At 55.7% G+C, this 22,106-nt stretch carries 23 protein-coding genes and 1 tRNA gene; 11 read left to right on the plus strand and 13 right to left on the minus strand.

The genetic code is table 11. The features are described from left to right. Positions 1–201: 201 nt before the first annotated feature. Positions 202–1,779: a shikimate dehydrogenase gene (gene aroE, locus HB393_RS18045; protein ID WP_345945288.1), complete on the minus strand. Its 1,578-nt coding sequence runs from the start codon at positions 1,777–1,779 to the stop codon at positions 202–204. 446 nt (positions 1,780–2,225) lie between these two features. Here aroE and pgeF point away from each other — a divergent pair, with 446 nt between their 5' ends. Then, entirely contained in the window at positions 2,226–3,050 is an 825-nt protein-coding gene (gene pgeF, locus HB393_RS18050; protein WP_213806590.1) for a peptidoglycan editing factor PgeF, read from the plus strand. A gap of 137 nt (positions 3,051–3,187) precedes the next feature. On the opposite strand, the gene HB393_RS18055 is transcribed toward pgeF, so the two are convergent. Beyond that, positions 3,188–3,535 carry an HU family DNA-binding protein gene (locus tag HB393_RS18055; protein WP_213806591.1) on the minus strand — a complete coding sequence of 116 codons (348 nt, stop codon included), beginning with the start codon at positions 3,533–3,535 and terminating at the stop codon, positions 3,188–3,190. A gap of 284 nt (positions 3,536–3,819) precedes the next feature. Beyond that, entirely contained in the window at positions 3,820–4,887 is a 1,068-nt protein-coding gene (sppA, locus tag HB393_RS18060; protein WP_213806592.1) for a signal peptide peptidase SppA, read from the minus strand. A gap of 263 nt (positions 4,888–5,150) precedes the next feature. On the opposite strand from sppA, the gene HB393_RS18065 reads away from it, so the two are divergent. Together HB393_RS18065 and HB393_RS18070 are read left to right on the plus strand one after the other, a co-directional pair. Next, the gene (locus HB393_RS18065; RefSeq protein WP_213806593.1) at positions 5,151–5,966 is read left to right on the plus strand and encodes a dolichyl-phosphate beta-glucosyltransferase; all 816 of its coding nucleotides are present in this window, start codon (positions 5,151–5,153) and stop codon (positions 5,964–5,966) included. 191 nt (positions 5,967–6,157) lie between these two features. Further along, positions 6,158–7,072: a proline dehydrogenase family protein gene (locus HB393_RS18070; protein ID WP_213806659.1), complete on the plus strand. Its 915-nt coding sequence runs from the start codon at positions 6,158–6,160 to the stop codon at positions 7,070–7,072. A 43-nt stretch (positions 7,073–7,115) separates the two neighbouring features. Here the strand turns inward: HB393_RS18070 and HB393_RS18075 are convergent, their stop codons facing one another. The 4 genes from HB393_RS18075 to HB393_RS18090 all read right to left on the minus strand — a co-directional run bounded on the left by HB393_RS18075 (position 7,116) and on the right by HB393_RS18090 (position 10,740). Further along, positions 7,116–8,372 (minus strand): TlpA disulfide reductase family protein, encoded by a 1,257-nt coding sequence (locus HB393_RS18075; RefSeq protein WP_213806594.1) that lies wholly within the window; start codon positions 8,370–8,372, stop codon positions 7,116–7,118. 198 nt (positions 8,373–8,570) lie between these two features. After that, positions 8,571–9,050 (minus strand): DUF3106 domain-containing protein, encoded by a 480-nt coding sequence (locus HB393_RS18080; RefSeq protein WP_213806595.1) that lies wholly within the window; start codon positions 9,048–9,050, stop codon positions 8,571–8,573. Positions 9,051–9,338: 288 nt separating this feature from the next. Continuing rightward, positions 9,339–9,845, minus strand: coding sequence for a hypothetical protein (locus HB393_RS18085; RefSeq protein WP_255551301.1), 507 nt, complete (start codon positions 9,843–9,845; stop codon positions 9,339–9,341). An 88-nt stretch (positions 9,846–9,933) separates the two neighbouring features. Then, positions 9,934–10,740 carry a sigma-70 family RNA polymerase sigma factor gene (locus tag HB393_RS18090; RefSeq protein ID WP_213806596.1) on the minus strand — a complete coding sequence of 269 codons (807 nt, stop codon included), beginning with the start codon at positions 10,738–10,740 and terminating at the stop codon, positions 9,934–9,936. Between the two features lie 189 nt (positions 10,741–10,929). Between HB393_RS18090 and HB393_RS18095 the strand changes: the two genes are divergently transcribed. Further along, positions 10,930–11,004 (plus strand) — tRNA-Val (locus HB393_RS18095). Positions 11,005–11,010: 6 nt separating this feature from the next. On the opposite strand, the gene HB393_RS18100 is transcribed toward HB393_RS18095, so the two are convergent. The 3 genes from HB393_RS18100 to HB393_RS18110 form a co-directional block, all read right to left on the minus strand. Next, a complete protein-coding gene (locus tag HB393_RS18100) occupies positions 11,011–12,261 on the minus strand; it encodes a site-specific integrase (protein WP_213806597.1) in 1,251 nt (416 codons plus the stop codon). 445 nt (positions 12,262–12,706) lie between these two features. Further along, entirely contained in the window at positions 12,707–13,975 is a 1,269-nt protein-coding gene (locus tag HB393_RS18105; RefSeq protein ID WP_213806598.1) for a hypothetical protein, read from the minus strand. 12 nt (positions 13,976–13,987) lie between these two features. Continuing rightward, complete coding sequence (locus HB393_RS18110; RefSeq protein WP_213806599.1) at positions 13,988–14,434, minus strand: hypothetical protein; 447 nt, start codon at positions 14,432–14,434, stop codon at positions 13,988–13,990. 611 nt (positions 14,435–15,045) lie between these two features. On the opposite strand from HB393_RS18110, the gene HB393_RS18115 reads away from it, so the two are divergent. The 7 genes from HB393_RS18115 to HB393_RS18145 all read left to right on the plus strand — a co-directional run bounded on the left by HB393_RS18115 (position 15,046) and on the right by HB393_RS18145 (position 20,374). Next, a complete protein-coding gene (locus HB393_RS18115) occupies positions 15,046–15,888 on the plus strand; it encodes a dsDNA nuclease domain-containing protein (protein WP_213806600.1) in 843 nt (280 codons plus the stop codon). A gap of 31 nt (positions 15,889–15,919) precedes the next feature. Further along, positions 15,920–16,258, plus strand: coding sequence for a hypothetical protein (locus HB393_RS18120; protein WP_213806601.1), 339 nt, complete (start codon positions 15,920–15,922; stop codon positions 16,256–16,258). Positions 16,259–16,366: 108 nt separating this feature from the next. Then, positions 16,367–16,729: a hypothetical protein gene (locus tag HB393_RS18125; RefSeq protein ID WP_213806602.1), complete on the plus strand. Its 363-nt coding sequence runs from the start codon at positions 16,367–16,369 to the stop codon at positions 16,727–16,729. 491 nt (positions 16,730–17,220) lie between these two features. Next, the gene (locus HB393_RS18130; RefSeq protein WP_213806603.1) at positions 17,221–17,712 is read left to right on the plus strand and encodes a hypothetical protein; all 492 of its coding nucleotides are present in this window, start codon (positions 17,221–17,223) and stop codon (positions 17,710–17,712) included. Between the two features lie 33 nt (positions 17,713–17,745). Then, a complete protein-coding gene (locus HB393_RS18135) occupies positions 17,746–18,048 on the plus strand; it encodes a HEAT repeat domain-containing protein (RefSeq protein WP_213806604.1) in 303 nt (100 codons plus the stop codon). Between the two features lie 296 nt (positions 18,049–18,344). Continuing rightward, positions 18,345–18,719: a hypothetical protein gene (locus tag HB393_RS18140; RefSeq protein ID WP_213806605.1), complete on the plus strand. Its 375-nt coding sequence runs from the start codon at positions 18,345–18,347 to the stop codon at positions 18,717–18,719. Positions 18,720–19,492: 773 nt separating this feature from the next. Further along, complete coding sequence (locus HB393_RS18145; RefSeq protein WP_255551303.1) at positions 19,493–20,374, plus strand: hypothetical protein; 882 nt, start codon at positions 19,493–19,495, stop codon at positions 20,372–20,374. Between the two features lie 74 nt (positions 20,375–20,448). On the opposite strand, the gene HB393_RS18150 is transcribed toward HB393_RS18145, so the two are convergent. From HB393_RS18150 to HB393_RS25345, 3 genes are all read right to left on the minus strand, one after another. Beyond that, positions 20,449–20,691, minus strand: coding sequence for a hypothetical protein (locus tag HB393_RS18150; RefSeq protein ID WP_213806606.1), 243 nt, complete (start codon positions 20,689–20,691; stop codon positions 20,449–20,451). A 130-nt stretch (positions 20,692–20,821) separates the two neighbouring features. Next, entirely contained in the window at positions 20,822–21,793 is a 972-nt protein-coding gene (locus tag HB393_RS25710; RefSeq protein ID WP_345945292.1) for an MFS transporter, read from the minus strand. After that, positions 21,696–22,094, minus strand: coding sequence for a hypothetical protein (locus HB393_RS25345; RefSeq protein ID WP_255551304.1), 399 nt, complete (start codon positions 22,092–22,094; stop codon positions 21,696–21,698). Before HB393_RS25345 ends, HB393_RS25710 begins: the two co-directional genes overlap by 98 nt. Positions 22,095–22,106 lie beyond the last annotated feature (12 nt).

A 22,106-nucleotide genomic window follows, 5' to 3' on the forward strand; every position in this document is an offset into this window, starting at 1 on the left:
GGAGGCCCGGGCCGGACGAGGCAAGCGAAGTCCGGCTGCTGGCAGCTTACTTGTGAGGGTGAAGCGCTGTCAGGTGATTCGATAGATTTTTCGAAGTTTTTATCGGGAGGGGGATGAGGTTGCAGGTGCTCAGATAGATCCCACCCTCCGCCGTTAGGCGACGTAGGGTGGATGATCCGCAGTGGTGCTTGAAGGTGGAGGCTACGCCTTCTTTTTGGCTTTTACGGCGGGAGCGGCTTCGGTGGTGGATTCGGCCTGCTGGCGCAGGGCGTGGATGACCACCCGGAGCATCTCTTCCTCAGGAGCTGGCTTTCCAGTGAAGATCTCGAACTGGCGAGCGCCCTGCTGCACGAACATCTCGATGCCGGTGATGATGGGGATGTTCTGCTGGCGGGCCAGGCGGAGGAGCGGGGTTTCGAGTGGGTTGTAGACGAGGTCGAAGACCAGCTTGGTGTTGAGATCCTTGGCTTCCAGCATCTGCGCCCCCTTTTGTCCGGCCATGCCGATGGGAGTGGCGTTGATGATGACGTCGAAGGTGGTTTTGGGCAGCGCTTCTTTCTTGATGGTCTTGGAGCCGGACTGCCGAGCCAGCTTCTGGGCGGTCTCGGGGGTGCGATTGAGGATGAAGACGTCGGCACCCTTGTCGCGTACGCCGAAGACGGCGGCGCGGGCTGCTCCGCCGGCACCGAGGACGAGGACCTTGGCTCCGCGAAGGGAGAGGCGCTTCTCGAGCGGGCCGGTGATGCCGGCTACGTCGGTATTGAAGCCGTAGAGCTTGCCCTCCTGACGGAGGACGGTGTTGCAGGCTCCGATCTTGGCGGAGAGGGGATCGGTCTTCTCCAGGTGGGCCATGATCTCCTGCTTGAGGGGCATGGTGACGCTGAAGCCCTGGATGGGAATCTCGTGAACGAGCTTGAGAAGATCGGGCAGCTTGGTGGCCTGGAGCGCGAGGTAGACGGCGTTGACGGTCTCGCGGCGGAAGGCGGTGTTCATCATGATGGGCGAGAGGGAGCTGCGGATGGGATTTCCGGCGACTCCGTAGACCTTGGTGGCTGTGTCGACCTGATCGATACGGTAGGTGTCGAGGAGGGTGCGAGAGGCGATCTGGCCGGGGCCAGTCTCCTCCCCTGGGGAGGCGGCGGCGAAGGTGAAGGCTGAGCCGGCACGGACGCCAAGAACGCGGGAGATGACTCCGGCGTCGCCCATGCAGATCCCGATGATGTTGGTGTGGTCGCTCATGCGCTCCAGGAAGCGGATGAGGGTGACGTTATCGGAGAGGGTCTTGGCGGTGGGAACGATCTTGTAGAAGTCAGGCTCGAAGGGCTGGAGGCGGGCGAAGGTGGCGTCCAGATCCTTAGTGCCGGCGAAGTCGTGGTAGCTGAGGATGAGTGCGATACCGGTCTCGCGGAGTTTCTGGAGGTCGCCCTTTTTGAGGGCTTCGGCGGACTCGATCTCGATGTCGGCGATCTGGAAGCCGGAGGCGGCGGCTTTGGTGAGGACGTCGAGCTGGGCGGCGACAGCTCCATCAAACTTGCCGCCGTTGGCGGTGCGTCGACAGGTGGCGATGGCTGTGACGGCGGTGTTGTCGGCCAGGAACTGCTTGATTTTGGGCAACGCAAGGAGGGGTTTCTCGAGGTAATCCAAACGGAACTCGAGGAAAGGGGTGTCCTTGATCACGGCAGAGGCTTTTTCGAGCATCTCTGCGGGGGTGGTTCCAATGATCGCGACACAGACTTTGCCGATACGGGGACGAAGAAACTGGGGGACAACAGTTGGCACGTTCGATCTCATGAGTACAGTCGCGGTATAGTACGGACCCGCCGGTTAGGATTCAAATCTATGAGCAGTGTGTGGGCGTGCCGGTCGGTTCCGGCGCGGGGCCCGTATCGCTCTGGTATTGGATGCGGCGAATTTCGCCGTAGCATCTGGACTAGACGTGTGAAGATACTGAAAAGTTAGAGATTTCGAGCAAAATCGTCGGAAAAACGGCTAATACGTGCTTAGCAGAGCGCTTCGTCGATTTATTCCCGGTATTCGGCATTCTTTCAGCTTTTTAGAGCTCAACTTCCTATGCAGTACGCGCCATTATTGCAGATCGTTCCCCCTGAGAGGGGAGCTCGGAGAAAAAAAGCTCTGGAAAGTTGACAATAGAATGGACTGGGAGCGCAAAAATCCTCTGATTAAAGTCAAATTGTAGATTTTGTGTTGAAAGGAAAGGGTTTCTCGTGAGCCAAGAGGTTGAATTGGTCCAGGTAGCTGAATGGGCGCAGTACGGATGGCTCAGGCATGGGTTCAGTACGCGCGGTGGGGGAGTCTCGATGGTTTATGGGCCGGGCGAACTGAATCTGGGATGGACGAAGGAGGATGACGACGCTGGAGTAGCAGAGAATCGCCGGCGGTTGGTGCGGGCAGTGGAGGGCGAGGGTCATCTGGATCTGGTGACGGTGCGGCAGGTGCATGGGGCGGTCACGGTGCCGGTCGGAGAGGGAGATGGTGCGGCGGAGGGCAGGCTCCAGACCGCGGAGGGTAGAGCTGTCTTGGAGGGAGATGGACTGAGGACGAGGGTTCCGGGAATTCTGTTGGGCATTCAGACGGCAGATTGTGTTCCGGTGCTGGTGGTAGATGTGAAGCGGAGGGTCGTGGCGGCGATCCATGCGGGGTGGCGGGGGACGGTTGCGGGGATCGTCGAGCGAGGGGTTGAGGCGATGCGAGCTCAGTACGGGTGTGAGGTGGGGGATCTTGTAGGAGCCGTCGGACCGAGCATTGGGGTTTGCTGCTATGCGGTAGGGGATGAGGTTCGGGGGAAGTTCGACGCAGCGTTTGGATATGCGGAAGCGTTGTTTCGAGAGGCGGATGGAGAGGTGCGGCTCGATCTATGGGAGGCAAATCGGCGGCAGTTGGCTGAGGCAGGGGTAGAAAGAATCGCAGTTGTTGGGGAGTGTACGGCTTGCGCGGTGGATGCTTCGGGAAGGCGCAGATATTTCTCACACCGGGCGGAGAAGGGCTTTACAGGACGGATGTTGAGCGTGGTGGGGGTAGTCGAAGAATAAGGGCTCACGTCCCTCAGAGGGGCTAGGGCACGGGTCGTTTGAGAGGACGATGTGGCGAAGAAAGTTACGGTCCTCCAAGAGCGGAAATGCCGGGAAGGACCGATGGTGAAGATGAATTCAGTTTGCGGTCAAGCTACTTACATGGCGGGCGGATGATGGGGGTCGACCTCTGAAGAAGAGGCTTTTGAAGTCGGCGCAGACTTTGCGCCGGAGGGGTTCACTGTGTCCCGGAGCTCTTTACTTGGCTTGAAGAAGGGCACACGCTTAGCGGGGACGTCGACCTTTTCCCCGGTCTTGGGATTGCGGCCGATGCGGGCGTTGCGTTGACGGGTTCGAAAACTACCGAAGCCGCGAATCTCAATTTTGTCTCCGGCCTGTAGAGCGCCGATGACGGACTCGAAAAGAGTGTCGACGATGACTTCTCCGTCGCGGCGGGTGAGGTCACCGAGTGCGGTTACTTTGTCGACAAGATCAGCTTTGGTCATGATAAAGAGTCCTTTCGTGCAAGCCGGGGCAATTGGGAGATTGGAGGGTGAGGGATGCAATGTTTCAGTACTTCAGTGTGCCTGGCTCGTCGTGTTTTGACTATGATGTTGATTGTAGACGGGATGCGCGGGTTATGGAAACGGAAGAGTCAAGTCAAACCAGACCTTTCGTCAGAAGGTGAGATGCGACAGCGACCCTAAAAGGATGCGGAAAGCGGAAAAAATCTTCCTATAGGCCACAGCATCTCCTTTTGAATCATAGCTAAATGGAGAGGCGAAGAGACTTACTTCCACATAAAATAAAAACCCGGCGCGTGGTTGAGAAATTGACTGGGGTTGGGGAAGAGGTCCTCGCTGTCAGAGAGGGCGGCGATAAGTCCTCTTTTTTCTTTATTCGGACGAAGGATAGAGGGCTCGCCGGAGATTCCAACGTCCCGGGCGGTGTCGATGAGGGCGATACGGAAACCGCCTACTTTATCGATTAGTCCGAGCGTCAGGGATTGCTGGCCGGTCCAGACCTGGCCTGTGGCGAGCGGCTTAATTTTTTCGTAGGTGGTGTGCCGGCCGGTTGCGACGTCGTGGATGAACTGGGCGTACATGTTATCGACGAGACCCTGGAAGTAGGCCTGCTCCTGGGGGGTGACGTCGTGCGTGGGATCGCCGGCGTCTTTCAGCTCTCCAGCGTGGATGACGATGGCTTTGAGTTTGGCCCAGCGATAGAGCTCTCCGTAGTTGGTCCATTCCATGATGACGCCGATGGAGCCAACGACGGAGGCGTCGTTGGCGTAGATCTTGTCGCATGCGCTGGCGATATAGTAGGCGCCCGAGGCTCCCACGGACTCTACAGAGGCGATGACCTTCTTATGCTTCTCCTGACGGATGCGAAGGACCTCGTGGTAGATCTCCTGTGAGGCGGCGGCCCCGCCACCGGGGGAGTTGATGTGAAGGATGATGGCCTTGACGTTGGAGTCGTCGCCGAACTTGCGGAGTTGGGTGTCGATTTTTTCGGCATCGAGGATGACGCCGTCGATATCCATCACAGCGATCTGGCTTCCGCTGAGACCTAGCGTGGTCGGGGAGCCTGAGACGGAGCGCATGGTCACCCAGATCATGAGAGTCATGACGAGAAAGATGGCTGCGACGGAGCCGCCGATGACCGAGATGTAGAACCATGCGGATCGGCGAGGCCGAGGGGGGAGGCCGTAGGCGGCCTGAGCGTATGGATTCGGCGCGTAGGGAGGGGGCGCGTACGCGGATGGAGGAACCGCATATGGTCCTGGGTAGACCGGACCGGACCCCGGATAGGGGGCGGGGGGAGGTGGCGGGGGCTGGGGCGTAAACTCTTCGGCCATGGTGTGGAGTGTAGCAAAAGCGCGATGAGAACAGGGTTGAGCAGTTCAGGGTTTCGTGTGGAGACTGGCTCGACTGCGGGACTTGAGGTCTTTCCGGCTAGACGAGAGAGCAACAGAGAATAAATTGTCTCTAAAAGATTGGTGAATCGTCCAATAGGTAAAGTATGATGAAGCTCGGCTCGCAACGCCGATTCCCCTATCATTGCTTGTGAGTTTCAGAGAGGTCCGACGAAGTTTCGGCAGGGTTTGGTTTGGCGATTCCTATGGCGCATCCAAGATTAAGTATCGTGATTCCCGCTTACAACGAAAGCGCAAGGATTGAGCAGACTCTAGAGCGGGTGATGGGTTGCGTTGCCGAGCAAGGGTGGGATGCCGAAGTCCTGGTGGTGGACGACGGATCCAAGGACGATACTGTAAAGATTGTGCAGCGATGGATGAGTGTGCATCCACGGCTCCACCTGGTGAGAAATCCTGGAAATCGCGGTAAAGGCTATTCGGTACGGAACGGACTGCTGCAGGCGGCGGGCGATATTGTGATGTTTACTGATGCTGACCTGTCCGCTCCTATGGAAGAGGCGGAACGGTTGATCGCAGCGATTGTAGCCGGGGCGGATGTAGCGATTGGATCGCGCTGGATGGACCGGACGCGGCAAACGATCCACCAGCCGCTATATCGTCAGTTCTTCGGGCGATGTTTCAACTGGATCACGCGAACGATCATGGGATTGCCGTTCAAGGATACGCAGTGCGGATTCAAGGCTTTCAAGCGTGAGGCGGCGCAGGTGATCTTTCGGCTCCAGACGATCGAACGCTGGGGATTTGATCCGGAGATTTTGTTCATTGCCCGCAAGTTGAAGTACACGATCCGTGAGGTGCCGGTGACCTGGGGGCACGACGAGCGCAGCCGGATGAGCTATCTGAAGGATGGGATGAAGATGCTCGAGGAGATGGCAATCATTCGCGCCAACTCGGTCGCTGGACGCTACGATGCAGCCATTGCGGCGATGAAGGACACCAGTGCGATGGTGACTCCGCAGGTGGAGCAGGTGGTGAAGGTGAGCGCCGAAGCCAGACGGTAAGGATCGTTCCTTCGTGGCGGCGTAAACGTTGGTATGGATACGGTATGCCGCCAGCGGTCTCATGGAAGACACACAGCTTTGGGTTTTAGCATTTCGATATCTAGAACGGTAGAGCAGCGTGGGAGAATACCTCTTGGTCTATGAGTTGACCTCGGATGAATGAGGCCAAGCTCCTGAGCTCGGAGGTATTTTTGCTGCGTTCGTTGTTTATTGCACTTTCACAAAATAAGAGGTTGCGTGCGTTTTCGGAGCGGTCCGTGTTGGGACGGAGAATGTCTGGCCGCTTTGTTGCCGGGATGACGGTGGAGGAGGCGCTCTCTGCGTGCGAACAGGTAAACCGCGAAGGGATTGCGGTGAGCCTGGACTCCCTGGGCGAGAGTGTGACCGTTGAGGCGGAGGCACGGGCTTCGGCGGATATTTATCACCGGCTGCTGGACGCGATTGCGGAGCGCAAGTTGAATGCGAATGTGAGTGTGAAGCTCTCCCAGGTGGGAATGGATATTGATCCATTGCTGGCTGAGCAAATCGTTGGAGAGATGGTGGCTCACGCGGTAGAGGCGGACTCCTTTGTGCGGATCGATATGGAGGGGACTCCGTATACCGAGGCTACGATCGCAATGACGGAACGGCTGTATGGGAGGTTTCCGGAACGAGTTGGGACGGTGTTGCAGGCGTATCTCTATCGAACGGCGGCGGACGCTGAGAGGCTGCTCGTCGAGGGGATTCGCATACGACTTTGCAAAGGGGCCTACAAGGAAGGGCCGGATCATGCGTATCCGTCTAAGGCGGATGTCGACGCGAACTACGTGGAGCTGATGAAGCGGCTGGTGACGTCGGGGGTCTTCTGCGGGATTGCGACGCATGATGAAGTGATTGTCGATGCCATGAGGAGATTCGTGCAGGAGCAGGGCGTCGACAAGGCAGCCTTCGAGTTCCAGATGTTGTACGGGGTGCGGCGGGACTTGCAGCGGAGGCTTGCAGCGGAGGGTTTTGGGGTGCGGGTGTATATTCCGTTCGGGACAGAGTGGTATCCGTACTTCATGCGAAGGCTGGCAGAACGGCCTGCGAATGTGTTGTTTCTGGCGAAGAACTTCTTTAAAAATTGAGGGAACGAGGCGGGCTGAGTCGATGCACTCAGCCCGTTTCGAGTTATTGCGTCGCGCTTGCAGTGCGGACGGGGACGGGCTCGGCGAGCAGGTGTTCGATGAGATCTGTGACCTCCTGCTTAAGTGCCTCGTGGGCAGGCGGATTGGCGGGACCGGCGAATCCAGCGTGGACTTCTTTGACTAAGCCATCACGGCCCAGGAAGAAGGTGGTTGGCCAGCAGTTGAGATTTACTGCCTGGGGGAGCTTTTCGTTGAGCTGGTCGGTCTGTCCCGCGAGCAAGACGTTATAAGGGATGCCGTAACGGGTGATGAAGGCGTGGATGCGCTCTGGATCTTTGAGGTGCTCTTCCTCCTCAAAGGAGAGGCTTACGATCTCCAGACCGCGGGAGTGAAACTGCTCGTAGAGATTGACGAGGAAGGGCGCTTCATCGTGGCAGTTGGGGCACCAGGAGCCGCCGATGGCGACGATGACGACCTTACCGTCGAACTGGGGATCGGTGTTGGAGACAATCTTGCCGGAGACATCGGGAAAGCTGAAGGCGAAAGGTACGGACGGGTCCTTGACGGAGGTCTGTTGCGCGGAGTCGGTGGGGGCGGGAAGATTCTGTTTGCGTGCTTCAGCGGGGCGTCGGGCGACGAGATTCTGTTGTTCGGGCTTGGGCTTGATGTCGGCGCGCAGAAGGTTGGAGACGAGCAGCGTGCCGTCAGGCTGGGGCGTTAAAGAGTAAAGCGCGGGACCGGCGGCGCTGAGGTGCGAGACTGCATAGGTCTGCCCATCCCATGTGCCAAAGAGCGAACCGGTGTCGCCGTCGATGCGTTGGATGACGGCGTGTATTTCAGATTTGGAATCGCCGCTTACGCGGAGTTGCCAGGCGGCCTCCCCTTTGGAGCTTTTGGTTGCGATCTCCCATTCGCCGTGGATGTCCGGGGCGTTGGGGGCGGGTTTTGCAGCGACGGGTTTTGCAGCCTGCTTTGCTGTGACGGGGTAGTTGGCGGCCACTGTGCCGAAGGTGCCGGAGAGCGTTCCGTCGATTAGGGTCGCGTCGAATTTGCGGGCGAAGTAGTTGAAGGCGACGACAAGATGATTGCCTTCCAATGTAACGCTGGAGGCCTGCGACTGCTCGGGACCGTTAATCAGGGCGGCTTTGAGGTTATTGCCGCTTCCGGCGATACTCAGGGTGAGTGGAACCTGCTGCCCGTGTACTGTAGCGGTTCCTCGCCATGTGCCAGCGATTGTAGGTGAGGTGGCATGGGCCAAGAAGGGAACGGACAGCAGAAAAAAGCTGGCAAAGAGCTTCATACAAGGACTCGATTCTTACTTCTTATTGGATGGGGTGAGGCCTGGAAATGCTCTATTTAGAGGGAATAATTAGAGGGTGTGACACACGTCCGTGTGAGCCAGCTGAGGGCGGCTGCAACAACAGAAGTGGATAAGAGGGGTCACAGGCGTGATAGTAAACGTGTTAGCGGTGTACGTCAAGCGGGCGAAAAGGGAAATCTACCTGCCGGGGGGAATGTTGTCAGTCGAATGCGGGGCGGGGAGGTAAGGCTCCACAGCCAAGAGGCTGCCAAGGGTGGAACGCTCCTGGTCCGTGAACTGGCTGCGAATGCGATCCGAGCCGAGAACGGCCTGACGCTGTTGGTCGGGCAATTCACGCAGATCGCGGAAGGTACGGCCTACAAGGCGACGGCGGTCGGGGGGTAAACCGCTGAATTGCTGCATTGCATCGCGCCACTGCTGACGCTGTGGAGGGGTGAGGCGCTCCATGGCTTCATTGCGCTCAAGGATGCGTTGGCGCTGCTGGTCGGGCATGTTGTTAAGTTGAGTGAGGCGGTCCAACATGCGCTGCTGGGTCTGCCGGGGAAGCTGGCGAAATCCGGGCTCTTTCTGAAGCTCAGATTGCTGGCGCTCGAGGGGCATATTGTTATGCCTGGCCATCCACTGTGCCAGATGTTCCTGATTCTGCCGGGGACCCATGTTTGGTCTGGGTCCGCCGTAGTTTTTGGCCCCGCCGGATCGTCCTCCCTGCTGGGGCTGTCTTGCAAATCCAACAGAGGAGCAAAGCAATAACAGGACCACAAGGGCCGAAGACACAAGTGCCGAGGAATTGATGCGCCGGTATGGGACGTTTGGCTGCATATGGGGTTTTCGAAGGCGCGAGCGAGGGGTCCCGAAATGGAAGAAGATGATAGGTCCGATTACGAGCTTACTTCGTGGACTCCTCTCTGCATAGAATATTTGCTGAGAATCGCAGTTTCTTCTCCACTAGGTAAGTGGTGGAGTAGCAGAATCGTCGGTCGAATTATCTTCCTGGAGAAGCTGATCCATAGTCTGTAACGCCTGTGCGTCCTTATCGAGGATCTGAAGATCGTTGATCGTGGCAGAGGGTTTCGGAGCATGGTGGCTGGAGAGATCCGCGACGGTGCCGCCTCCAACAAGGAGGACGAGAACAAGGGCAAGAGCTCCGGTAAGAGCAGGGCGAAACTGACGACCGGTGTTCAGAAGCAAGCGGTCGCGGAGCCGCTCAAACCAGCCAGCGGGCGGAGCTGTCTGCGCCTCCCGGAGGCGGACGGCAAGCTTCTGATCGAAGTAAGGCGAGGGCTCAGGTGCTTGCCAGACGTCGAGAAGATCGAAGGTGGCCTGGAGGGAATGGAACTCCTCCTCGCAGTTCGGGCAGGATTGCAAGTGTGCGCGTGCCACAGCATTCCCGGGCGCGGTAGGATCCAGCAGGAGATCCGGCAGCAAGGTCTTGCATTCTTTGCAGTTCATCATGGTCCCTTCCTTTTGCGCAGCCAGCGCGTATTACCCGTCTTTTGTCCTCAAGGTCGGAGCGAGGTCGCTCAACCGAGACGTGGCGAAACTATACAAATGGTTTAAGCTTTTCGCGCAGTGTCTGATAGGCGCGAAAGAGCAAAGATTTTGTGGCCGACTCGCTTAATTTGAGCACGTCGCCAATCTGACGGTAGTCCATGCCTTCGTATTTATGCATAAGTACTGCAACACGTTGCCGCTCCGGCAATGCGAGAACGTGCTGACGAATCGCGTTGAGACGCTCGCGTCGGAGGAGGTTAGCCTCGGCTCCAGGGGTAGTATCGGCTACGTCTGGAGTCGTTCCGGTCTCTGAGTCAGCCTCGTCAAGGTAGACGGTCGATGCATTGCGTTCGTGACGGTTATCGCGAGCATGGTTGACGCCGAGATTAGTGGCAATGCGGTAGAGCCAAGTACTGAAGCGGGCTTCAGCGCGGTAGGTCTCGCGTGAGCGGTAGACGCGAAGGAAGACTTCCTGGGCTAACTCTTCAGCTACCGCCTGGTTGCGAACCATACGGTACATGAAATGAATGATCGGCTTCCGATATTTTTGGATGAGAAAGTCGAAGCCGGCCATGTTCCCGGCGCTGAGTTCCAGCATGATCGCGGCATCGTCCATCTCTCCGAAGTCGCCCTGGAGATGGAGTTTCTCAACAGTCTCCAGGTTTTCGAGGAGCGCTTTGTCTGCCTCATGGCCGGAATGCGTCGGGTTGAATGCCAGCGAAGCCATATCCTCCATAACACCGTCTTCGGTCCCAGGTTGCGTTTCCGGGTCAAATTCGGCCGTATTGTCCTCTTCCTCTCGAGCAGGCGTCGGAGGTGGGATGGGACGGCGGGGACTGGGGGGAGGGGAGGGCATTCTTCCAAACGATTGTATGCCGTCCGAAGGTCAGGCGGGGTAGGGATATGCTCTTGTGCGAACGGTTTAAGCTGCTAAACGAGCGCTAGTTGGAGTGGGATAGTGATGGTATTCTTTGGGAGCAGGTTTTTCGTTTGTCGTTATCTCCGGTGTTGTCAGATGACCAGATGAGCGGAGCTGCAAGAAGATGGGCGCATAACTCAGCGGTAGAGTGCCACCTTCACACGGTGGAAGTCGTAGGTTCGAATCCTGCTGTGCCCACCATATTTATCAATAACTTACAGGCAACGTTTCAGAAAAGTTTGTGGCATTTTGTGGCAAATCCGTAATTGACTGTTTTTCCTCCCCTCCTTTCATCAACATCAAGTACACCGAGCCGACCATCTCCTGGACGCTTGCTGGCAACGACTGCATATATTCGTTGGCCGTGGTATCCGGTCGTGAATGCCGCAAGTGCGCCTGGATGTCCTTCACCGATCCCATCTTCTGTGCCTGCGTCGCCATTGTTCGGCGCATCACCTGAAAGTTGAGTTTCGGAACGCCCAGAGCTTCGGCCAGTGGCTTCAGGACCCGGAAGCGGTAGTTGTCCGCATCCATGAATCCGCCATCTGCGTTCGGGAAGATGAACGCATCCGGCGAACTCTTCCGATGCTTGGCCTCTTGGCAGGACGATGCCTTACAAGAGGCCTTCTTGCACTCCACCTTCCAGAGGAGAAGTTCGTTGGCTAATCCGTCCGGCAGATGAACCTTTGTGAGGCTTCCCGGAGTCTTCCCAAAGGGTCTGAGCGTTCTCCGGTACACGGTTTCGGTGAGAGTCAGCGTGTTTTGGTCATCGAAGGAACGCCAGCGCAGAGCGAACAACTCGCTCGGCCGAAGCGCCTCCGTCATATCCAGCGCCAGCAGGAGGCGGTCTCTTCGGGAAGCGATCTCCAGAATCGACCAAAGTTGCTCCCAACTCAGCACCTGTTTGTCCTTGGGACGAAGATTCTTTGGGGTCTTCAGCTTGCGGGTCGGGTCCTTGGTGAGATACTCCTGCTCAATGGCCTCATCGAAAATCGACTTCAAGTAGGACCGATCCTGTTTGACCCGGTCCTGACAATAGCGTTCTGCAAGCGCGTTCAGATGCGTCTGCAGCACGAACTTATCGAGCGCATCCAACGGATACTCGCCGAACTTGCCAATAAGGTCGATTTCTATCTGGTCCATCTTGGTGACCGCCGTTTCTGGCCGCCAGTCTCCCTTCCGTAGCGGAAAATAGCGGTTTCGGACAAACCACTCGAAGGTCACAGAGCCATCTTTGAGAACTCGACCTTCGGGGATCTGCCCATTGCGTTTGGTAATTTCCTCTCGCAGCACGAGACGTGCCTTGAGCTTGTTCAGTTGTGTTTTGAGACCAAGTCGGATCGGGATCTTCTTAACCCGCTCTTCATTGGTCTCCGGATCAAGTACAGTCTCGCGGTAATACCCGTACCAGTACCTCCCGCGAATCGAGACCCATCCTGCCTGTTGCGATTTACCCATAATTCCTCTGTTTCTGTGCGGGAAACAGTGGGCCGCTCCTATTTTACCGACGTTTGCGGCCCAATAAGGAGAGGCGTTCCCGTTCTTTGACGAACTCTTCAACTTCGCTCACGCGGTAGCGAAGGACACCTTCGCTCATACGGATTACGGGTAGGTAGGGGTTGACCTCTTCTCTTGCAGCACGGTTTCCATATCGGCAGCGGCGTCTGGCGACAACATGACCTCCGCTGCAGACGACAGGCTTGCTTGACGATACGCATCCCACGCCTGGGCAAGTTTCGCGTAGGGAGCTTCCGAGTTTTCGTTGAGATAGACAACGGTTCCATGTAGAGACGCAGAAGCTCCCGCGCAATTCGCTGTCTCTTTGCATCGGGCGACGAAAATTGCGTCACGGCCTTTGCGACCATCTCGACGCCCATAAGTATGTCAGTCAGCATGGGTGAAATTATATGATTCCGGGCGGATCGACCGGGAGGGCAGGCGGGTCGACTGCTGGTGTTTCAAGTGCCGTCTTTGTTTGCTTAAATATTCTGAGCAGAGGCCCGCACAGGAAAACGGCGGCGAATCCGATGCCGAGGGTGATCCAAGCTGCAATTGTGGGGTCATCAACGCCGGCTGACAGGTACTTGAGGACGCTTGTCAGACCCAAGGCGGCTGCGATCCATCCGAACGAGTAGGTAATCGCGTTCTGGCCGCGCAATTGCTGAAGGTCAGCATAGACCTGCGTGGAGTGAGGTATCCAGGCCGCACTCAAAAGCAGGAGAGCCATACCGATGAACACACCGCAAAGCTGAAGTCGGTCGTCTCCCGCAGTGGTGTGTGCGGATTCAATCCAGGTGTTGTAGATGGTGGCGATGCTCTTGGATATCCCTGTCCGCGTTTCTCCCCACGTAGCGGCATCTTCATTTCGCCAGGTCAGGAGGTAAATCGTCTGCGGGAGAGAGCGCCCATCTTTCGCCGTGAGAACGTCGAGCAGGTTTGAGCTCAACGTCTTGTAAAAGCGCTCTTTGCTTAATTTCCCGACGCCTGTACCCAGCGCGGGGACTACGAGAGCATGTATGTCCTTGTGGGCTCCTGAAGCCGAGAACGCCGCATTGAGCGAATCAGAAACCGCCGTCTGGATGCATTCTTCGTAAGAATCCTTCGAATCCGTAACGGTATTCCAGCAAGCGCGGTCTTCTGTCTCGGGGTTCGTCCAGACGACGACGGCAGAGTTGATCACCGTCGTCACACCCAGCTTGGTGTAGGGTCCCGTGCAGGGAAGGTAGTTGACCTGTCCCTTCTGAAGGGTTCCAAGGTCGCCCTGAGATTCGAGGGCGCACCCTGTTCCGATTTTTCCGCTGATGCCGCCGGACAGCGACTGTTTCTCGTCGACGGAATTGAAAATCGCCATCGGCCGGGATAATTTGCTCCATGTGTCGGATGGTTCTATTCCTGTATCCTGCAGATCTCCCTCGAGGAGCGTTATCGTGGTGGTCCCGCCGTCCGCCCGAACCAAACTGATAAGCGGGACAACAGCGCCAGGTTTCACATGGCCGTCGACGGAGTTTTGCCGAAGTCCCTTAGCGATCGTCATGCCGACGGGCTGACCCGTCGGGACGTTCGGACATAAGATTTTCGCCCAAACTCCTGTCAGTGTCGGCCCGATGTTCTTGGACAGGAGCCACGAGAGCCCGAGCAGCAGAATCGCCAGAATTGTGAGCTTCGTTCTCATGGGTAGAGGCCGTCACTTAAGTTTGTCGAAGACGAGATCGAGTTTCTGCTTGTCTTTCAACTGGAGATTTTCGAAGGTCTGTTTACTCTCAGTTCCGTCAGACCAATCGATGACAATGGTGCACTTGAATTTCCACTGATCAGTGCCGCTGGGGAGATAGCTGAGAAATAGGTGACCCTTCTTGAGAGCTTTCTTGAGAGGATGCTTGCTCAGTTGAAGCGTGAAGGTGCGAGTGGAATGGTCATTGAAGATCCCGGCACTTTCAAGGAGGTTATACGTTCCAAAAACTGCGTTCTGTTCATCCGCAATCGAGATTTGGAGCCTGGAGTCCTGATCCTTGTCGTCATCGCCAGTCTCGAAAATGATTCCGGCCCGCTTCACCGTTACCTGAGCGTAGCTTGCGGAGCTGAAACATGTCACAGTGGCGATTGCTAGCAGCACCATGATTGACAATTTCATTACGAACCTCATCCTTATGGTCATGGAGGCGTTCTGAATAGTTTCTGCGGATGTTGATTCCGAATTTTACAGGTTCTATCTCAATGCTGAGCACAGAAAATTGTCCGGACTAAATTTTTCTAGCGAAACTATCAGGTTAGCCAAGCAGCCTCGCTGACCGAAGACACAAGCCAAGATGTTAAAGCTCGTCATCAAGCCCTATCGTGATTACATCCTGCGCGGCCACTCGCTGACTCCAACAGTGGCAAAAAACGTTCGTGCCACGACTATGGAAGCTCTCAGTCGACCAGGCGCAGAGCGCGAGTCCCTCGAGTAGACGCGATTCGGTAAGCGCCTCCGGCGAGCCTAGCTTACTGCCGAATGGGAGACGTATCCATGGCGATACCTTCCTTCTGCTTGCATCGGAACTTTGAACTAGGCCTTTAGAAGGTCAGGTCACTGGAGGCTCTCGGCCGTTATAACGCCCGTCAGTTCGGCAACGGGCCTCTCCAGGGTCGCAGCGAACGTTACAATTACTTCGCAATCAAAACTTCTCGTTTCAGGCGGTGAAGCCCGGCGCTTTTATCGCTTCATCGTTTGTACCCAGTGGCGGCAACGGAGGCATGGCGGAAATGGCGATCGGAGCTGCACGACTCGGCGAGATTGAACCACGAGAACGCGTCGGTGCCCAAACTGGACGCAAATACGAATATCAATATGAGCGTACGGCGCGTGCCGCGCTCGGTCTCTTGGTCGACGGTCCGAAGCATGTCTGCGTTTATTGTGACTGGCACGACGACTACGTGATCGAAATTGGCGAGCCGCCCACCTGCTACGAGTTTCATCAGGTAAAGGGGCGGAAATCCTCACAGGGACCGTGGTCGTTCCGAGAGTTCTTCGGAGTGTCGAAGACCAAAGCGAAAACCCTTCCCAAAAAGCCCGTCGCAGTTAGGCTCGACGGGATCCTGCCGTTGATGCTGTTGCATCATAAGAATTTCTCCACGGCTTGTGCAGGATTGGCCTTCGTCACAAACGCCGGCCTGGATCCAATACTCTCCGAGTTCCTCGAAGAGATTGGCCGTTCGGCGGTCGAAAGTGCTCTCACGGCCACCGCGCGTCTCGACCTGGAGCACATTGCGAGAGCATACGCAGCTGCCGATCCACAGATCGCGTCTTCGGCAACTGAATTGTTCGAATGGTTGCGTGGACTGAAAGTCCATATCGATCAGGGGCACTTGGAGAATGTGGAGCTTGCACTCCTTGAATTGGCCGACGTGGTAGTAGAGTTCAGCGAAATCGAGCTTCTCCAACGACAGGCAAAGCAGATAGCGCGAGAAATCGTGGGGAAAGTATGGACTAAAGTGGCACACTCATCGACCGTCGTTCCTACCCCGGAGGGCACAGTTGCAACGCGACAAGGGCGTCGTCGTTGCGGAATTGCTGGGCATCCTGAGTCTGTCCGCCCAGGCGTATGAGCAACTCAAGGTGGGAACAACCAGAGACACCGTGAAGACGCTGTCTCGGTTGCAACGGTATTGCTCCAAGAACGGCCTGGACAACCTCATCGTCCCGATCTGTGATTTCAAGACAAGTTGGGATATTTGGCGAACGGTCGAGCGGCACTTCCTGGCGAGCACGGACTACATCCTTCTGGAACAGAAAACTACTACACTTTTGCAAGCAGGACTAACGATTGATCGGATGGTGGAGGAAGCAAAGGAAGTGGCGAAGCAATTCTCCGGAATTACGGGTACGCCCTTAACTCCAGAGCACGTAATGGGACTGCTCTTCTCGCTTGCTGCCCAATCTGGGGCCATCACCAACGTTAACGTGAGTACGGCATGAACGTAGATGAGTTCCTAGTGAGCGCTGCCACGTCGGACGTTCGTTTGGCTTTAGCCAATGACGTCGCACCACGCCGCAACGCACCGGAGACGATGGACGCTCTTTTATATGCCCTTGCTCGCGATATCGGTGATGATCATTGCGCGACGAACACCATTTTGTACGGTAGCACTGGGGCGCTGCGTCGCGGCACTTCTCGTGCAGCATTTCTCCGCGTTGCGGCGGTCTACTCATGGCTTGGAGACGTCGATCACCCTCCGGCGCAGATGCGCCGACGCTCTCGCCTTCTTAGAAGCCTCAAAACTCGTTTCGGTGTCGGATGATCGGGATCGTACCGTGGCATTGACCGACGGAGGGAAAAAGCAGATCGACGGTGGTATGCGGGAAGAGAGCGACCTCGGCCTATTAATGAGGCAGCTTCGTATCAGCCAAGAAAGAGTGAAAGCGAGGTTCGGAGCTGATGGCCATTAGGTTGGAGTCGTTTCAATATTTGCCTCGTGGCACGAATGGATGGAGTTCTGGGCTCCTTCACTTCGGAGATCTTACAGGCTCGGTATTACTCCTGACCCGTGTAACTTTCTTGGAGGGATTCTAAGCCGCGTAATAGGATCAGGTCAGGCTCACCCAAGCAATGGGATTTCCAGTACATCTCCTTCCGGAAGATCCTATCAGCTCGTTGAGGGGAGACTCGGCACATATGGTCAATCCGCAAGCCAAACTATTAATAATGGTAGGACTGTGCCTTGGATCTGGAGTGTGATCTCTTTCGATGCGGCGGGAAACCCTGACGTGAGTCTTCATGGTACTTTTCCAACCTACTCCATATATCAGAATGGGCAACGGATCGCCGTAGTGCCTCAAGCCAACGTCAGTGATTTCGTTCAACTTGACCAGTCCTATCAAATCGTACCTGCTCAAATACCTTGATATAGTCTGGACTTCAACATGGGAGGGAGATCCAAATGTTAGCAAAGAGAAATGTACGTGACCGAAATACCGCAAGCAACGTCGTGCGTTTATTCATGTGGTGCGCCCTGTTAGCCAGTACCGTCAATGGACAAGTCCAGAGTTCGCCGGGCACGCAGGCCAGGCCCGTCGACAAGGCGAGGGTGTCCGATGCACTAGCGAAGGTAAAAACCGGTACGCAGTCTATACGCGACCTTGAACAGATCGCACATGCAGGCGCTACAGAAGCCATCCCTGATTTACAACATCAATTCGCGCAAAGTCCGGATCCTGACAATAAAGCGAAGATCGCTCAAGTACTGGTGAGATTTAAACATTCAGACGAATCGTATTGGAATTCACTGGTGCAATATGTCACACCGGCAGTCGAAAGCGACACGCCATGTCCCATGAGTTTCGACACGAAAGGTGAAGCTAAGAACGAGCTTTCGCCTGAATTTACTGCTTGGGTTGAGTCACACAAACTGTCGCCGGAGGATGCGCTGTAGGAGGCACTTTCTATTTCTCCGGGAAAAGTTTCCGTGTTGGGAGCGACGGGAGATCCAAGAGCGATCCCATTGCTTAGGCAAGCCCTTTTGTCGCCGAACTATTTCATCGAGGTTGCAGCGACACGCGGCCTAATTCATATTCAGGATAAAGATTCGATTGCATTGATAGCTGCGGCTATTAGAAAAGCTCCGGCGGCGGTAGCAAGAACGATGGCCCAACCTCTTGCATATGTTGATGATCCTCTTGCCCAGCAAACCGTCGACAAATACGTTCCCCCGGAAAGCGCAAAAGCTCTTCGAGCTGCGAAAGCAGATGGACGGACTCCACTGTACTAATTCTACTAATCTACCTCGGATTCGTGAATCCTGGAGACTCCGGTGGCAGCTTACAGATTCATCCCGCGCGTTATGCTGTCCGGGCCTCATATTGTTTGCAGTTCGTTTTGTCTATCATGCTGATAAGTGGCGCATCAGCCAGCTCCAGCGGGGTCAATCTGACAATTGCGGAGAGATCTGTGAGTTGAGTTAGCGTAGATGAACAGTGTTGAGGCAATGGGTCCGTGCAGCCGCTTCGGTGCAAGAATCTGATTGTTTAGACACGGCGGTCGCTGAGGAATACGGGAAGACATGAAATGAACAAGCCTAGCGCCCGTGAAGCAATTGTGACGGCTGTATTTCTGACATTGCTTGGTCTGGTCGACTGTACGGGGCCGACCCAAAATTTCAGCATTGTCCATATTAACCCCGATACTCTGAAGGTCACTTTTGAAGGTCGTCTTCAGCAGTCTCCGCCGCATGGACTAAATTTCTATCAACGCAGGAATGCTGTGAACGGCTTCGTGATTCTTCACTTTAGTCCAGATGAAACAGTCGATTCTCCGATCTTATTCACCGATCCGGCTTCGTTCGTCAAGACGAAAAGTAGCCTGCAGGTTCTCATGAAAGGCGTCTATGGAACGGTTTATGCGCGGATAACCTATCTCCTTCGACGTGGAATTATCGTCTAACGGGACAGCTTCAGGACCTGTAAAGATGATTGGAGCAGTAGATCGGCCGGGAGAACTGAGCGCGATTACTATTGTTCGGGTCTTTCGTGCCCCGCCAGAATTTATGGTGGTATGCGCCACTTATGGACCAGACGGTCACTTGTTCACACTGAGTGTCAACGGATCGAAGCGCGGTAATTGAGTGCACACAAATGAACTACTGCCACTCTATAAGGGGATTGCATTGGGAACTTCAATTGGGGATCGATCGGCAACGAGAGAGTACTTCGGTTTGCCAGAAAGCTTTCCACTCTCCGATTACCTTAGTGAAATTCATAGCGTAACTAAGTCCGTTACTCTGCTGAGCTATCTCGATGTCATTTATCTCCACTATCAGAGGAATAAATTCGTGCGACAAGATACATTCGATCAGAACGGGACAAGTAAGACAGAGTTCTTGCGGTATGCCATCCCTGACGCATTTCCCGAACTCACAAGTCTCGACAATCGTATGCAATTCGGCAAGTAGCTTCGAACCGAGGTTTCTGTTCTGATATCGCTCCCGAATTGAAAATAATTCTCCACTAACACAAACGGGCCGAGTCACTCATTGAACTAAAGTCGAAGCCTATCCAGGAATCCATCAGCGCCACTCGGTTTCGAATGTGCCAGGTTATGGTCCGTTAGAAATGTTTCGGCCAACTTATAGTCGTAAAAATTGCTAGCGGCGCCGAAGAATGGCATCACAGCAAAGGAGATGCGGTGGCCACTTTATAGTTTCAATAGGCCATGATTTGAATTATTTTTCAAACGGCACCGAGACGGGGAATCCGTACGCAGACTTTCTGTTGGGCACTCCGAGCAATTACACACAATCCTCTGGTCAGCCGTTCTATCTTCGGAATCGCTACTTCGGCATGTATGCGCAGGACGTTTGGCGCGCGCGAAAGGATCTGACAATCAATGCCGGCCTTGGTTGGGACCTGATTATGCCTTGGTGGGAAAAGTTCAACCAACTCCAGAGCTATATACCCGGCGCACAGTCGACTCTCTACCCCGGAGCACCTTCAGGACTGGTTGTCGCCGGCGACCCCGGTGTGCCCAAGACAGTCGCGCCTACCGACTACGCAAACTTTGCGCCCAGAATCGGCCTGGCGTATTCACCACGGTTTGAACAAGGAATCTTGAGTAGAATCTTCGGAAGCAACGGACAAAGCAGCATCCGAGCGAGCTACGGCCTCTTCTATACTGCGTTTCAGGGTTTGTCGGCGGGCATCATGTACGCTGTTCCTCCCTTCGGTTTTAACTATCTCAGCCCTGGGCGGCCTCTGCTGGCCAAGCCATTTATTTCGGCTGCGACAGGCGTCGACAACGGACAGCGGTTTCCGTTCCCTTTCCGTCGCACAACGTCTCCGCCTCGAATCCTGATGCCTCGGTCAATTGGTCCAACTTCCTTCCTCTTGCGGCAGATCCGTTCTTCGACCATAAGGATCGTCCGTCCCGCCGTCGCCCTCCGAGGTGGTCATACGAGCGCTCCGCCGGTTGATGCCAATGCAAGTTCGCTAAGAACTGGCATGCTGGCCCGTTCACCTATGAGATTCTTGCCCAAAATGAGTAGGGCTGATCCGCCACGGTCAGCCCTCCGCCCACTCTTGAAGTTGGTAGCATTTTGGTAGCAAACAACGCCCAGAACGCCGGTTCTCACCCACTCAATCGGTGGATAACTCCTTTATTATCATTTACATGAACATCACGTTACACCTTCGCCAGGTGGCGTTCGGCATGTACATGCCGCGTTCGACGCGGAAGTGCAAAAGCAGACCAAAGGAGACAACACCATGAGCCGCAAGGTCACCACCGACACCACCACCCCCAGACGGTCCAGCTCGCCACGCACGACTGCGTCGGCCGAGCGGCTGCCATCATCGGCTACGTCTCCAGGCAGGAAGACGAAGCTCACAGAATCGCCAAAGGCTTCATTGACTTCATTCACAATCTTTGCGATGTCAAGTTGATTCTGTTCACGACCTTAGTCATTTGGAGATCGCCCAAAGTGAACCCAACTAGTCACACCGGCAACTTCTGGCGATTGGGGTTCAAAGAACGCTTCGATGCAAACGTGTTCATGCTGGAAACTCCTGAGAAGTGGTCGGGCTAGAAATATCGGTGCCGGATTCGTGTCGGTCTGGGAGCGTCTCGGGAATTGCGGTCCAAAGCAGGACGAACGCAATCGTAGCGATAGCTCCCAGCGACAGAAACGAGATGCGATAACTGAAGTGCTGAATTAGCTTTCCGCCAAACGTCGTGCTGAGAGCGGCCCCAAGTCCCACTGCTGTTGCAAGACTGCCTTGGACGAGATTGAACCGGCCGGTAGCCCGAGTTCGGTCAGCTACTACAAGGATGGAGACGACACCGAAGATGGCGTTTGCAACTCCATCGAGGAGTTGAATTGCAATCAGACCTCCGCTGTTGTGGGTGAGGGTGTACAAAACAGCTCGCATTGGCAGGACGCCGAAGCCGAGAAGCAGAAGAGGTTTCCTACCGTGCAAGTTGGCAAATCGACCAATAGCAGGGGCTGAACACATGATGACTACCTGGGTTACGATGATGCAGGCGGACATGAATGGGGCCGCAGTCGCCCGTGCCCCGTGCGACAGCATCTCGCCAAGTTGTGGCAGCATCGCTGCATTGGCAAAGTGGAAGAGAAAAGCGCAAGCCAGGAAGACGAGCAGTATTCTGTCACCCAACAGGGTTTGCATCGCAGACGATCGTGCTGGAACCTCTTTTCCGCCGACCAGCTTCGCTCCGCCTCTTGCGAGGTCATAGTCGATATCGCTGCCCTTGATCGCTCGGATGGCGAGGACGGTAGGAATGGTTAGTACCGCAGCGGTAATGAAAATCGCGCGGTTGCCAAACAGGTGGCTGACACCAGCGATCAGGAGCGCACATGCTACGTTTCCGGCTGAGTTGAACGATTGGTTCTTTCCGAATTGGCGATCAAAGAGGTTCACGCCGACTATTCCCATCGTAACTGCGGCCAACGTCGGTGCGAGGAATGGTCCGGCGCCCCCGATAAGAACCTGGGATGTGTACACCGCCCACGGGGGCGGCAGTGATGCTCAGGAGAGTCGCTCCAACCACCAAAACGCCACACGCGATAACGAGAATTAGACGTTTCGATTTCATCTGGTCCACGATGGCGCCCGCGGGAGTTTGCAGCAGAACCGTGATGATGCCACCGAGCGTCAATGCCATTCCGACGCGACCGGGCTCCCATCCCGCTCCAGCCAGATATGCCGCAAGAAAAGGTCCCAACCCGGTTTGTACGTCAGCGAGAAAGAAGTTTGTTGCCTGCAGCGCGCGCAGGCTTTGCTTCTTGTCGGAATTGATGTCCATGGCGAATGCTGA

It is taken from the genome of Granulicella sp. dw_53 (assembly GCF_018449545.1).
Lineage (GTDB): Bacteria > Acidobacteriota > Terriglobia > Terriglobales > Acidobacteriaceae > Edaphobacter.

What these genes read in the sequence shown, in the direction of transcription:
- HB393_RS18125 (WP_213806602.1), top strand. Translation starts at nt 16,367, where the DNA reads ATGCCCTTGCTCGCGATATCGGTGATGATCATTGCGCGACGAACACCA.
- HB393_RS18080 (WP_213806595.1), bottom strand. Translation starts at nt 9,050, where the DNA reads ATGGGTCCCCGGCAGAATCAGGAACATCTGGCACAGTGGATGGCCAGG.
- HB393_RS18085 (WP_255551301.1), bottom strand. Translation starts at nt 9,845, where the DNA reads ATGATGAACTGCAAAGAATGCAAGACCTTGCTGCCGGATCTCCTGCTG.
- HB393_RS18115 (WP_213806600.1), top strand. Translation starts at nt 15,046, where the DNA reads ATGGCGATCGGAGCTGCACGACTCGGCGAGATTGAACCACGAGAACGC.
- HB393_RS18100 (WP_213806597.1), bottom strand. Translation starts at nt 12,261, where the DNA reads ATGGGTAAATCGCAACAGGCAGGATGGGTCTCGATTCGCGGGAGGTAC.
- HB393_RS18140 (WP_213806605.1), top strand. Translation starts at nt 18,345, where the DNA reads ATGAACAAGCCTAGCGCCCGTGAAGCAATTGTGACGGCTGTATTTCTG.
- HB393_RS25345 (WP_255551304.1), bottom strand. Translation starts at nt 22,094, where the DNA reads ATGGACATCAATTCCGACAAGAAGCAAAGCCTGCGCGCGCTGCAGGCA.
- HB393_RS18065 (WP_213806593.1), top strand. Translation starts at nt 5,151, where the DNA reads ATGGCGCATCCAAGATTAAGTATCGTGATTCCCGCTTACAACGAAAGC.
- HB393_RS18110 (WP_213806599.1), bottom strand. Translation starts at nt 14,434, where the DNA reads ATGAAATTGTCAATCATGGTGCTGCTAGCAATCGCCACTGTGACATGT.
- HB393_RS18130 (WP_213806603.1), top strand. Translation starts at nt 17,221, where the DNA reads ATGTTAGCAAAGAGAAATGTACGTGACCGAAATACCGCAAGCAACGTC.
- HB393_RS18075 (WP_213806594.1), bottom strand. Translation starts at nt 8,372, where the DNA reads ATGAAGCTCTTTGCCAGCTTTTTTCTGCTGTCCGTTCCCTTCTTGGCC.
- sppA (WP_213806592.1), bottom strand. Translation starts at nt 4,887, where the DNA reads ATGGCCGAAGAGTTTACGCCCCAGCCCCCGCCACCTCCCCCCGCCCCC.
- HB393_RS18105 (WP_213806598.1), bottom strand. Translation starts at nt 13,975, where the DNA reads ATGAGAACGAAGCTCACAATTCTGGCGATTCTGCTGCTCGGGCTCTCG.
- HB393_RS18055 (WP_213806591.1), bottom strand. Translation starts at nt 3,535, where the DNA reads ATGACCAAAGCTGATCTTGTCGACAAAGTAACCGCACTCGGTGACCTC.
- HB393_RS18090 (WP_213806596.1), bottom strand. Translation starts at nt 10,740, where the DNA reads ATGCCCTCCCCTCCCCCCAGTCCCCGCCGTCCCATCCCACCTCCGACG.